This window comes from Cyclobacterium lianum, from assembly GCF_900143075.1.
Classification (GTDB): Bacteria; Bacteroidota; Bacteroidia; order Cytophagales; family Cyclobacteriaceae; genus Cyclobacterium; species Cyclobacterium lianum.
In genome coordinates this window covers 23,828-35,800 of sequence record NZ_FRCY01000018.1, presented here as the reverse complement: position 1 = coordinate 35,800, position 11,973 = coordinate 23,828, and the positions used below count along the sequence as shown (strand labels likewise).

Below are 11,973 nucleotides of genomic sequence, written 5' to 3'. Positions count from 1 at the left end.
TTAAAAAAACATGGTAACCGCAATTACAGAAGGTGTAAAAGTAAGCGTTGAAGCCGAATACCAAAAGGGTTTTTCCAATCCTGGTCAGCACCACTATGTTTTTACCTATAAGGTTACCATAGAGAACCACAGTAATTTTACCATTCAACTGTTGAAAAGGAGGTGGGAAGTGTATGATGCCACTTCAGAATTAAAGATCATGGAAGGTGATGGGGTGGTTGGTCAGCAGCCTGTGCTGGAACCTGGTGCTACACATTCCTATATTTCCGGTTGCAATCTGAAATCAGGAATGGGAAAGATGACCGGACAATATACCATGGAGAAGCAGGTTGATGGCAAAATAATCCATGTGGCCATTCCGGAATTTCAACTTATTGCCAATATTTTTGACAATTGAGTCGGTCTTCATGCTGTTTCATTTCTGGGAATACCTGATTTATTTTTTAAGAAAGGAAGATAGCCATAGCATACACTCCCCCTTTTTCTATAAGCTGTATCGTAACCTGCAATCCTACCTTAAGGAACACAGAAAGGGGGATGCTGCTATTGAAGCCAGTAGATACAATTTTCTGAGATCAACGGAAAGGATACCTGTTACCGACTACGGTGCAGGTTCGCGCTGGATGAGAAGAAGGGAAAGGCGGGTTTCTTCCATTATGAAAATAGCAGGCACACCACTCAAATTTTCGTTGGTGTACAGCTTTTTTTGCAGGCAAACGCCGGGTATGACTGCGTTGGATCTGGGGGGCTCTCTCGGGATAAATACAGCCTATTTGTGCAAAGAGGTGAAAGGAATACTCTATAGTTTTGAAGGAGATCCTGCTTTGTTAGGCCTGGCACAAAGCCATCTTCACCGTTTCCCGTCAGCCCAGTTGATTGAGGGTAATCTGGATGAATCGCTGTATCCGATATTGGAAAGACTTCGCTCCATCGATTTTGTTTTGATGGATGCCAATCACCGGTATAAGCCCACCATGGCATACTTTAACGCTATTTTGCCCAGGCTGCATGCAAAAAGTATTGTCGTGATTGCGGACATTCACTGGTCCTGTGAAATGAAGAGGGCCTGGCAAGAGATAAGTTCAGGGCCGCATATCCGGGCCTACATAGATTTATTTGACTGCGGCATATTATTTTTTCAACCCTCAGCTTACAAACAACAGTATGTGTGGGAGATATAATTATTCTAGGATTATGAGGAATCTGTACAAATTGTTAGCTTTCCGGCATGATTTGACGGGAAGGATGACATCCGGATAGATTAGGCATCAGGGGTTTTGAAACGGTAACTATTCCGGACTGCCTTTCGAACAATGGGAGATCCCGAAATCGGAAACAAAAGCTACCAACGTAATTTAGGAGCATTGCGCAGGGAACAGGTCTGCAATCGGATAATTCGGGTAAAAAACCGAAGTTTAACCGAATTGGTCTAATAATTGAGGCTTCATGTGTTTCGTCCCGAAAGTAAATTTCGCGAATCAGTAGCAATAAATTACCGATTAATGATAAAGTTAAATGATTGATTTTCATAAGCTATGACAAAGGAAGAGCAGCCAGAAAATAATCAAAATGGCACAGAAAAAGGGAAGAACATCCTGATCATCGTGTTGATCATTTTGGTGATTCTTAGTGGATGGAGGCTTTGGAACGACCATCGCGAAAAATCGCAGAAGAACGAAGAAATATTGATCTTAACTGAAGAAAATAGTGATCTGAATATACGACTGGATTCCATGACCTACCAGTTGGACCTGAGGATTCAGGAAATTGAGAAGCTGGGAGGTAATGTAGATTCTTTGCTTACAATCAAGGACCAATTGATCAGAGAAAGGCAAATGGAGCGGAGCAGGTCTGCAGCCGAGATAGAACAGCTTAACTCCAGAATCGATGCCTATGGTAAGATGCTGAGCGAGAAAGATGCCGATATTCTCAGATTACGGGAGCAAAACGTACAGCTATTTGCAGAAAATGAGGAATTGAAAACAGACAAGGCAGAGGTTGAGGAGGAAGTGGTCAAACTCAATATTGAAAAGGGCGAACTAGAGGAAAAAGTCACCATTGCTTCGAAATTGAAGGCAGAGAACATCGTAGTTTCTGCGGTGAATTCCCGGGGCCGGGAGCGGGAGGACGAATTTCGAAACAGGCAGTTGACCAAACTGAAAGTATCATTCAATATTGCGGAAAATTCCGTGGCTCCGGAGGGTATCCGGGATGTTTACATTCAGGTACTCTCGCCTAATGGTCAGGTGATCTTCGATATCGCCAAAGGCTCAGGCACTTTTCAGATGAACGGGAAAGAGGAATTTTATACTTCAAAGCAGGATTTTTTATTCAATAATTCTCAACAGCAGTTGACCTATTATTATGAAAAGGGGTCTGATTATGCAAGAGGCATTTATTCGGTAAAGGTTTTTTCGGAGGGAGCGGAAATCGGCCAGGGAACGTTCGAAATAAAATAAAGCACCAATTTTTTGTTTATCTGTCTATATGCCTTAATTTTGCAAACTGTTTTAAAATAACAAACAAAAATTTAAAAGAATGTTCCAAAAAAATTACGAGACGGTATTCATACTTACTCCCGTTTTGTCTGAAGTTCAGATGAAGGATACTGTCGACAAGTACGTAGGCTTGTTAAAAGAATTGGGAGCAGAAATTACTAATGTGGAGAATTGGGGGCTTAAAAAATTGGCCTATCCCATTCAGAAGAAGACCACTGGGTTTTACGTATTGGTCGAGTACAAGGCTGAGCCGACTGCAATCAAGAAATTTGAGCTTGGCTTCAGGAGAGATGAAACGGTTTTGCGTTTTCTGACTACTTTCATGGACAAACATGGTATCAAGTATGCGGAGAGAAGAAGAAAGGGTGAATTCAATAAAAAAACCGAAGCTAAGGAGGAGCCAGCGAAATGACATTAAAAAACGAACCGATCAACAGAGAGCAAAACAGGAAAAAATATTGCAGATTCAGGAAACTGGGTATTGAATACATCGATTACAAAGATCCTAACTTCCTGTTGAAATTTGTAAACGAACAAGGCAAGATCCTTCCCAGAAGGCTTACAGGCAATTCCGCAAAATTCCAAAGAAGGGTCGCTCAGGCTATCAAAAAAGCCCGACACCTGGCCTTATTGCCTTATGTAGCAGACGGCTTGAAATAAAGTGGTCTGTATCCTTCATTTAAATAAATTATTACAATAATGGAAGTCATCTTAAAAACAGATATAAAAGGACTTGGCTATAAGAATGACCTGGTGGACGTCAAGCCCGGTTATGGCCGGAATTACCTCATTCCGCAGGGATTTGCAGTTTTAGCTACTTCTTCCAATAAGAAAATATTGGATGAGAACATCAAACAGGCAGCGCACAAGGCGGAGAAAATAAAAACTGAAGCTCAGGGAGTCGCTGAGAAACTGGAAAACATTACCCTTGAAATCAAGGCAAAAATTGGTGATTCAGGTAAGATTTTCGGAAAAGTTACCACCTTGCAGCTTTCTGACGCACTGGCAGAAAAAGGTATTGATATAGACAGAAAGAAAATTTCAATTAACCAGCCGGTATCGACAGCAGGTGAATATGAAGCTGAAGTAGATTTGCACAGAGAAGTAAAAACCAATGTCAAATTTCAGGTAGTAGCCGAATAGGTCAACCCCATCAGTTTAATGAATTAAAAAAGCCAGGCTTGTCCTGGCTTTTTTTAATTTATAGCTGCATAGGACCTCAATTTTGTCCTTTGGCTGGTGGTCCCGCCTGAGCCGGTTTACTTTATACTCTGCAGACTTTTCTTCCTCCGTGTCTTTTTTTAATTTGCTATTAATTTAAGGAAAAATGAAAAGTTTCAGAACTGAATTTTCGATCGATCCCAGTCCGCATCCCATCAGGCATTCGGATCGGCTCATTACCATGGGCTCTTGTTTTTCCGAAGTGATAGGTGAAAAATTGACACAAAGTAAATTTCCCGTATTGGTAAATCCTTTTGGGATAATTTACAATCCCATATCTATTTTTGAATTGCTTTCGCTGTCGTTGCGACTGCAAAAACCGGAAACGAACCTTTATCTGAGCAGACATGGCAGGAATTATCATTTTCAGTTTCACTCTCGTATCCATGCCCGCAGCAGGGAGGATCTGGAGGACCTGATTCAGAGAAGACTGCAAGAAGTGTATCAAATGTTCAGTAAGTGTAGCCAGCTAATGATCACGCTGGGTACTGCATTCGTCTTCCGCCATCTTAGTACTGGCAGGATTGTTGCCAATTGCCACAAGCAGCCCTCCAAACAATTTCAAAAAGAACGACTGAGTCTGGACCAAATACTTGCAGCGTTTGATAACTGCTATCGCCCGTTAAAAAAATGTAATCCCGATATCAGGATTGTGCTGACGGTAAGTCCTGTGCGGCATGTGAAAGATGGTATTCCGCAAAACCAGGTGAGCAAATCCCTGCTCAGGTTGTTTTGCGATGAGGTAGTGAAAAGGTATGAGGATATATATTATTTTCCGGCCTACGAACTTCAAATGGATGACCTGAGGGATTACCGCTTTTATAAAGATGATTTGATACATCCCAATGCCACTGCTGAGAACTACATCTGGGAAAAATTTAGGGCAACGTTTTTTGAGCAACATACTTTGGACATTTTAAGTGACCTGGATCAGGTTCGAAAAAACTTAAATCACCGTCCCTTCGACCCTTTATCCGAAGCTCATTTTCATTTTTTAAACCATCTGCTTCAAAAGATCGATCAGATGCCTTCCGAATTGAATTTTTCTGAGGAACGAAATGGTATCCTTGCACAATTACAGCAGATAGAAGCCTACCTGCAGCACCAAAAATTAAATCCAGGAAATGAAAGCAAACAGATTAGTTGATAGCAAGAGCCTCTACTTATTGCAACACGCCTACAATCCGGTGAATTGGTACCCATGGTCTGAGGATGCCCTGCAAAAAGCCAGAACCGAACACAAACCCATGCTGGTAAGTATCGGGTATTCCGCCTGCCATTGGTGCCATGTCATGGAAAGAGAATGCTTCGAAGACCAGGATGTGGCGAATATGATGAATGAATCTTTTGTCTGCATAAAAATTGACCGTGAAGAACGTCCGGACCTCGATAATATTTATATGGAGGCGATTCAGGTGATGGGCCTGCAAGGAGGATGGCCATTGAATGTTTTTTTGATGCCCGACCAAAAACCATTTTACGGGGGAACCTACTTTCCAAAAGAGCAATGGGTGAAAGTATTGTCCGGAATTGCGAATGCCTTCAAACATCAGTATAACGAGCTAAAGCAGAGTGCAATAGGATTTGGCAACAGCATAAACCGATCATTGGTAGAAAAATACGGTCTCCGGGAAAGCAATTCGCCTTTTAATGCCAAAGAGCTAATCGATATTGCCGATAAACTGATGGAGGGATTTGATCCGCAATGGGGTGGTATGAACCGGGTACCCAAATTTCCCATGCCCGCGATCTGGAATTTTCTGATGGACATGTCCATAGCCAGCAGGCAGCAGGATCTTGGCGATAAGGTTTGCTTTACGCTTGAAAAGATAGGTAAAGGCGGCATTTACGACCAACTGGGTGGTGGCTTTTGCCGGTACAGTGTAGACGGAGAATGGTTTGCCCCCCATTTTGAAAAGATGCTATATGACAATGGTCAGCTACTTAGCCTGTATTCCAAAGCGTTTCAATACAGCCAGAATCCCTTTTTCCGCGAAAAGGTCAGTGAAACCATTTCCTGGCTCGAAAATGAGATGCGGGATGATTCGGGGGCTTTTTATGCTGCTTTGGACGCCGATAGCGAGGGTAGGGAAGGTAAGTTTTACACCTGGACCTCTGAGGAACTTGCGGATGAATTAAAGGGAGATTTTTCCTGGTTTGCGCAGCTATACAACATCAAACCGGAAGGCAATTGGGAGTCGGGAGAAAATATCCTCTTCCAGCAGAAAGATTATAGCGATATTGCCAAAGAATTGAACATGTCGGTGGATGCTTTTTTAGCCAGGCTAAAGGAGACTAAAGCTGCGCTGCTCGCCAGGAGAGGGCAGCGACAGCGGCCAGGGCTGGATGATAAGATCATAAGCGGTTGGAACGGCTGGGCCATCGACGGCCTGTGCCAGGCTTATCTGGCCACCGGTGATAAGCACTACAAAGAAATGGCACTGGCGGCAGGCCGATTCATCTGGAATCATATGGTTCGCGAGGGGGAGTTGTTCAGAAACTTCAAAGCCGGCGAGGCCTATACCTCTGCTTTTCTCGAAGATTACGCATCACTGATCAACGCTTTTATATCACTGTACAGCGTTACTTTCGAGGCCAGCTGGCTTTTCAGGGCAGATCAACTGACCGAAAGGGTAATGGACCGTTTTCTGGATGCGTCTGATAGCTTGTTTTATTTCAACGATCCATCCCGGGAAAAATTAATTGCCGACAAAAAGGAAGTGTTTGACAACGTGGTACCGGCTTCCAATTCTGTAATGGCCAGAAATTTACACCGCCTGGGACTGTATTTTTACAAAGAAAATTACCTGAACCAGGCCGAAAAGATGTTGCAACTTGTAAAGGATTTGGTTCACAAAGAGCCATCCTTTCTGGCCAATTGGGCCAATTTCTATCTGGAAAGGGCCATTCCTACCGCGGAAGTCGCTGTAGCAGGTCCTGATGCAACAAAGAATGCTTTGGCATTCCTGAGAACCTACCGGCCGAACAGGATCATTTCAGTAGCAGAGCAACTATCTGAATTGCCACTCCTGCAGGACAAGCCGCTGGATAAAGACCTCTTCTACGTGTGTTTTGACAAATCCTGCAAACGGCCAGTGGAAGCCCTGTCTGAAGCCCTTAGCCAATTACCTTACCTTTCCTGAGCCATTAAATCGTTTCATCTTGGAAGATCTTTTTGCCGACCAATACCCTGCGACAGCGTCGAAAAATCTTTTTGCAGATATCATACTGCCGGTGCCCATTCCGCGCTGGTTTACTTATAGCGTAGGACCGGACATTCAGGATCATATAGGGATTGGTTATCGGGTCATGGTTCAGTTTGGTAAGAAAAAGATATTGACCGGCATAGTAGCAAAGGTACATCAAAAAGCGCCGGAAGTATACCAGGCCAAGCCTATCCTGGATTTGTTGGATGATTTCCCGGTGGTAAATGCCCTGCAAATAAAATTCTGGAGTTGGATGGCTTCCTATTATTGCTGCCATATGGGCGAAGTAATGAATGCCGCTCTGCCGAGTGGTTTGAAATTGTCTACCGAAAGCAGGGTACAGCTTCATCCCGATTTTGATTTTGATAATCCGGGCTTTCCCATGGACGAGAGGGAGTTGTTGCTTCTGGAAACTCTGGGGAAAAATGAGGAAATGAATGTGGAGCAATTTGACCAGCTCCTACCGGGAAAAACCAGCCATAAGATCATCAAAAGCCTGCTTGGGAAGGGTGCCATTCTCGTGTATGAATCTGTAAAAGAGAAATACAGTCCCAAAACCGAGCAGCGTGTAAGGCTGGCGTCCAAATATACCGGAGAGGATAGTTTGCTCCAAAGTCTTTTTGAAGCACTAAAGGGAAAAGAAAAGCAGGAAGCAGTATTGCTGAAATATTTGCAGCAGGTTGACGTATTTCGTGACAGTGGGAAAAATACCGAAGGCCTTCCCAAAAAAGTACTGACAGACCAGGGTTGCTCGGCCAGTTCAATTGACACGTTGATCAAAAAGGGGGTTTTGGACGCTTTTAAAGTACTGATCAGTCGTTTTGATTCTGTGCCGATGACGGAACGGGAGTTTACACTATCGCCGCCCCAGGCAGCGGCTCTGGAGGATATTCACAGGCATTTTGAAGAAAAAAACACCGTGTTGTTGCAGGGAATCACCGGGTCGGGAAAAACGGAGATTTACGCGCAATTGATCAGGGAGGTACTGCAAAGCGGCTCGCAGGTATTGATGCTGTTGCCGGAGATAGCCCTTACTACCCACCTGGTCAACCGCATGCAGCAAATTTTTGGTGATAAAATGGGGGTTTTCCATTCCAAGTATTCGGATAACGAAAGAGTGGAAGTGTGGCAGGGAGTGCTGAAGGGAAGGTATAATTTTATCATTGGCGTAAGATCCTCGGTTTTCCTACCCTTCGATAGTCTGGGGCTCGTCATTGTAGATGAGGAACACGAAAGTTCCTACAAGCAGTATGATCCTGCCCCCCGTTTTCATGCCAGGGATGCTGCGATCATGTTGTCCTGGATGCATCAGGCCAAAACCCTGCTGGGGACGGCTACGCCTGCTTTCGAATCCTATTTCAACGCCCAGAATGGAAAATATGGATTTGTAAAGCTTGATCAGCGTTACGGAAATGCGGAGCTCCCCCATTTTCGCCTTGCCGATATACTTCAGGACAAGAAGAAAAACCTCTTGAAGCTGGATTTTACGAGGTTAATGCGGGAGAAAATTCAGGAAACACTGAACCGGCAGGAGCAGGTACTTATATTTCAGAATAGAAGGGGATATGCGCCTTACCTGTCTTGCGACGAGTGTGGTTGGATACCGCAATGCGAACATTGCGACGTAAGCCTGACTTACCACCAATACCAGGAAGAGTTGCGGTGCCATTACTGCGGGTTTAAAGAAAAAGTACCTGTGTCCTGCCAGGCATGTGGCAGTCAGAAAATCACTACTATTGGCACTGGTACCGAGCGGATTGAGGAAAGCCTGAGCCTTTTGTTTCCCGAAGCGAGGATCGCCAGGATGGACCTGGATACTACACGTAGTAAATATGGATACCAGAGGATCCTGGATAATTTCGGCGCCGGAAATGTGGATATTCTTGTCGGCACCCAAATGATTACGAAGGGTCTGGATTTTGATAAGGTGTCTCTTGTCGGCATTGTCGATGCGGATCGGATTCTTTTTTATCCGGATTTCAGAGCGGGAGAGCGGGCTTTTCAGCAAATTACACAGGTGGCGGGTCGCGCTGGCAGGCGGGATAAGATCGGTGAGGTGATCATACAGACCAGAAGGCCGGATCAGTTGATCTTCAAGCAGATCATATCGGGCGATTATGCAGATTTCTACCGCCTCGAAATGGCAGAAAGAAAACAGTTTTTTTACCCCCCTTTTGTCAAAAACATTAAAATTGTTGTCAAACATAAGGACTTTAAGACGTCCGAAATTGCAGCAAAGAAATTAAAAAATCTGCTTACCGACATACCGGCCAAGAAGATCGTACTGGGTCCCGAGAAATCGATTATCGGTAAAATAAAAAATCTGTATTTGTTCGAAATATGGATCAAACTCGATCGCTCAGGAAATGTGCAGCAGTTTTTTAAACAACAATTAATGGGACGAATAGCTGAACTTCAGGCAGACAAAAGATTTCGCGCAGTCCGGTTTTTGGTGGACGTGGATCCCTATTGAAAATCAATACTCCCCACTGCCGTTTCTATTCGTTGTCATTCCAGATATCGTGGGTGGTTTTCCAGCTCCCATCGGGTTGCCGCTCCAGAATATTCAGGTATTTGGAACTGCCCCGGATGGTGTCGCCACTCGCTTTATCGATCAGGGTTACTTTCGCAAATCCTCTTCCGAAAGCCAGGTCGCCGTCCACTTTTACCTCCTCATATCCGCTTTCCAGTGCCGTATGATAGGTATCAAAAATTTGCTGGTAGTAGGCCTCTACAGCTTTGGGCCCAATTTTTTTTCCGGTTCCCGGCGCCATCAGAAAGGCTCCATCCGTAAAATGAACCGCAATAGCTGAGGCATCACCGGCATTGAAAGCTTCCGCCCGTGCTTTGCTCATATTTTCGATGGCTTTGATATCTTCCTGCTGATCCCGGCCTGCCAGATCTGTCTTGAAAGAAAGAAAAACGCCTGCCATTACCAGCAGCAGGAGTGTACCGAAAGGAAGTAGATTTTTCATGCATCAGTCGTTTTGCTATGCAAAGATATGTTTTTTGAGGCCCGCAGAAAATTTTTTCCAGGGACGGCCGGGAAAAATATTGAAAATACTGTTTTTATTGTATTTATTATTTATGATATTTTGTTAAATTAACAGTTATAAAAATATTTGTAATGAATCAATATTTCGAGACCATAGAATTTGAAGCTTTAGATGGTTTTAAGTGTGACTTGAGGCGGCTTAAATCAGATAGTGCTACGAAAGGGCCCGTCCTATTGGTTCACGGGGCAGGTGTAAGCAGTAATATTTTCAACCCACCCTCAGAAAACAATATTATCAGGCAGCTCGCTTCCGCAGGCTATGATGTGTGGCTGGAAAACTGGAGGGGAAGCATACACCTGGAGCCCAATGAATGGGATCTGGATCAGGTGGCCCGAAACGATCATCCGGCTGCCGTACAGAAGATCGTCGAAATCACCGGCACTAAGGAAATCAAGGCCATCATTCACTGCCAGGGAAGTACCAGCTTTATGATCTCTGCTGTAATGGGTTTGCTGCCGGAGGTTAACCTGATCATTAGCAATGCCGTCTCCCTGCACCCGGTGGTCCCCCTTTTCTCCAGGTTTAAATTAGATGTGCTGATGCCTGTAGTCAGCAAATTTTTCACCTACCTTGATCCTCAATGGGGTCTGTATCCACCCGATTTGAAATCAAAGGTTATCCTGAATTTTGTAAGAGCCACGCATTGGGAGAAGGATACCAGGGTAGGAAAGATGGTGAGCTTTACCTACGGCTCCGGATTTCCCGCACTTTGGGAATTGGAAAATCTGGACGAAAAAACAAAATCCTGGATACAGTATGAATTTGCACATGTACCACTCTCTTTTTTCAGACATATAAAAGAATGCATTCATCACGGTGCCCTGAAAAAATTGAATGATGACGGATCAGACTATGTCTCCGAGCCGCCAAAGACAGCGGCCAGGTTTGTGTTGTTTGGAGGTAGGAAAAACAAATGTTTCCTTCCTGAGAGCCAGGAAAAAACCTTTCAATACCTCGACCGGTTCAAACCGGGGTTTCACAGCTTGTACCTGCTGGATGGCTACAGCCATCTGGACGTTTTCTTCGGTAAAAATGCACATGTAGATGTGTTTCCTAAAATGATTAGTGAATTGGATAAGGGTTAAATTGTCATTATGCCTCCCAAAAGAATCAAGCGATATTCCGGAAGACATGCACTGGTAGACGGTATTCCGTACCAATTGCCTGTAAGTTCTTCCGATTCTCCTGCTTTGATGGCAGGTTTTTCCTGCGACTGGGAAAAAGCCAATGCATTGTTGCCGGGAAATGAGATACATGCCATGAAATTGCCGAATGGCCGGGCAGCACTTCTGATCACGGTGATCAATTACCTGCATACCAGTATCGGCAGGTACATCGAATACAGTATTGCTATTGCATGTACCCATGGATCAAAGCCTGCGCCCAGGTTGCTAAATGCGCTGTTGTTGGGCCATTATGGCACAGGGCAATACATTCTGGATTTGCCTGTCAGCAGCGAAATTTCAGTAAAGGGCGGAAAGGGGATATGGGGAATGCCCAAGCACCAGGCCAACCTGGATTTCAATGAAACCCCGGAAACTGTCAGCAGCCAGTACGAAAAAGATGGGCAATTTGCCTTCCGGATTGAAATTGAAAAACCAAGATCTCCATCGATTCGGTTGAAGGTAGGTGCAACCAATTACTGTCGTTTCAGGAATATGCTGATGGCATCTTACATTTATTTTGAAAGCAAGGCGGGAATCAACTTATTTGGCAAAGCCAGGGGCAAACTTTTCATTGGAGATCATCCCAATGTGGCACAATTGAGAGAGATACAAATCAACCCGGACCCCTTTTTTACGACGTTCATGCCAAAAACGAATGGAATCCTGGATGATCATTTTCAATGCTGGTTTATGACCTACGATTCGCTACCCTCTGTTATGCCCGAGGGTTTGGAAAGTGTCTACCCGCTGGGTTACGGAGAAGACTGGTTAGCCCCGCCTTCCATAACCGATTACCACAAGTACCGCATTTGACCATAAAATCTTC

General features: G+C 44.4%; 12 protein-coding genes. 11 read left to right on the top strand and 1 reads right to left on the bottom strand.

Annotated features, from left to right (window positions below; translation table 11 throughout):
• Positions 1-10 precede the first annotated feature (10 nt).
• The 9 genes from apaG (at position 11) to priA (ending at position 9,398) form a co-directional block, all read left to right on the top strand.
• Positions 11-397, top strand: coding sequence for a Co2+/Mg2+ efflux protein ApaG (gene apaG / locus BUB19_RS20860; RefSeq protein WP_073097451.1), 387 nt, complete (start codon positions 11-13; stop codon positions 395-397).
• Between the two features lie 10 nt (positions 398-407).
• Positions 408-1,181, top strand: a complete 774-nt coding sequence (locus tag BUB19_RS20855; protein ID WP_073097449.1) for an O-methyltransferase — start codon at positions 408-410, stop codon at positions 1,179-1,181.
• Between the two features lie 354 nt (positions 1,182-1,535).
• Entirely contained in the window at positions 1,536-2,459 is a 924-nt protein-coding gene (locus tag BUB19_RS20850) for a hypothetical protein (RefSeq protein WP_073097447.1), read from the top strand.
• 79 nt (positions 2,460-2,538) lie between these two features.
• Positions 2,539-2,910 carry a 30S ribosomal protein S6 gene (rpsF, locus tag BUB19_RS20845; RefSeq protein ID WP_073097446.1) on the top strand — a complete coding sequence of 124 codons (372 nt, stop codon included), beginning with the start codon at positions 2,539-2,541 and terminating at the stop codon, positions 2,908-2,910.
• Positions 2,907-3,158, top strand: coding sequence for a 30S ribosomal protein S18 (gene rpsR / locus BUB19_RS20840; RefSeq protein ID WP_073097445.1), 252 nt, complete (start codon positions 2,907-2,909; stop codon positions 3,156-3,158). Before rpsF ends, rpsR begins: the two co-directional genes overlap by 4 nt.
• Positions 3,159-3,197: 39 nt before the next feature.
• Positions 3,198-3,641: a 50S ribosomal protein L9 gene (rplI, locus tag BUB19_RS20835; protein ID WP_073097443.1), complete on the top strand. Its 444-nt coding sequence runs from the start codon at positions 3,198-3,200 to the stop codon at positions 3,639-3,641.
• Positions 3,642-3,825: 184 nt separating this feature from the next.
• Positions 3,826-4,866: a GSCFA domain-containing protein gene (locus BUB19_RS20830; protein WP_073097441.1), complete on the top strand. Its 1,041-nt coding sequence runs from the start codon at positions 3,826-3,828 to the stop codon at positions 4,864-4,866.
• Positions 4,844-6,862 (top strand): thioredoxin domain-containing protein, encoded by a 2,019-nt coding sequence (locus BUB19_RS20825; RefSeq protein ID WP_073097440.1) that lies wholly within the window; start codon positions 4,844-4,846, stop codon positions 6,860-6,862. The genes BUB19_RS20830 and BUB19_RS20825 overlap by 23 nt, the downstream gene beginning before the upstream one ends.
• Before the next feature lie 19 nt (positions 6,863-6,881).
• Positions 6,882-9,398 (top strand): replication restart helicase PriA, encoded by a 2,517-nt coding sequence (gene priA, locus BUB19_RS20820; RefSeq protein WP_073097438.1) that lies wholly within the window; start codon positions 6,882-6,884, stop codon positions 9,396-9,398.
• A gap of 25 nt (positions 9,399-9,423) precedes the next feature.
• Here the strand turns inward: priA and BUB19_RS20815 are convergent, their stop codons facing one another.
• On the bottom strand, positions 9,424-9,900 hold the full coding sequence (locus BUB19_RS20815; RefSeq protein WP_073097436.1) for a YybH family protein: 477 nt from the start codon (positions 9,898-9,900) through the stop codon (positions 9,424-9,426).
• Between the two features lie 152 nt (positions 9,901-10,052).
• Between BUB19_RS20815 and BUB19_RS20810 the strand changes: the two genes are divergently transcribed.
• Positions 10,053-11,066, top strand: coding sequence for an alpha/beta hydrolase (locus BUB19_RS20810; protein ID WP_073097434.1), 1,014 nt, complete (start codon positions 10,053-10,055; stop codon positions 11,064-11,066).
• A 9-nt stretch (positions 11,067-11,075) separates the two neighbouring features.
• A complete protein-coding gene (locus BUB19_RS20805; protein ID WP_073097432.1) occupies positions 11,076-11,960 on the top strand; it encodes an acetoacetate decarboxylase family protein in 885 nt (294 codons plus the stop codon).
• The last annotated feature ends 13 nt before the right edge of the window (positions 11,961-11,973 follow it).

What these genes read in the sequence shown, in the direction of transcription:
- apaG (WP_073097451.1), top strand. Translation starts at nt 11, where the DNA reads ATGGTAACCGCAATTACAGAAGGTGTAAAAGTAAGCGTTGAAGCCGAA.
- BUB19_RS20855 (WP_073097449.1), top strand. Translation starts at nt 408, where the DNA reads ATGCTGTTTCATTTCTGGGAATACCTGATTTATTTTTTAAGAAAGGAA.
- BUB19_RS20850 (WP_073097447.1), top strand. Translation starts at nt 1,536, where the DNA reads ATGACAAAGGAAGAGCAGCCAGAAAATAATCAAAATGGCACAGAAAAA.
- rpsF (WP_073097446.1), top strand. Translation starts at nt 2,539, where the DNA reads ATGTTCCAAAAAAATTACGAGACGGTATTCATACTTACTCCCGTTTTG.
- rpsR (WP_073097445.1), top strand. Translation starts at nt 2,907, where the DNA reads ATGACATTAAAAAACGAACCGATCAACAGAGAGCAAAACAGGAAAAAA.
- rplI (WP_073097443.1), top strand. Translation starts at nt 3,198, where the DNA reads ATGGAAGTCATCTTAAAAACAGATATAAAAGGACTTGGCTATAAGAAT.
- BUB19_RS20830 (WP_073097441.1), top strand. Translation starts at nt 3,826, where the DNA reads ATGAAAAGTTTCAGAACTGAATTTTCGATCGATCCCAGTCCGCATCCC.
- BUB19_RS20825 (WP_073097440.1), top strand. Translation starts at nt 4,844, where the DNA reads ATGAAAGCAAACAGATTAGTTGATAGCAAGAGCCTCTACTTATTGCAA.
- BUB19_RS20815 (WP_073097436.1), bottom strand. Translation starts at nt 9,900, where the DNA reads ATGAAAAATCTACTTCCTTTCGGTACACTCCTGCTGCTGGTAATGGCA.
- BUB19_RS20810 (WP_073097434.1), top strand. Translation starts at nt 10,053, where the DNA reads ATGAATCAATATTTCGAGACCATAGAATTTGAAGCTTTAGATGGTTTT.
- BUB19_RS20805 (WP_073097432.1), top strand. Translation starts at nt 11,076, where the DNA reads ATGCCTCCCAAAAGAATCAAGCGATATTCCGGAAGACATGCACTGGTA.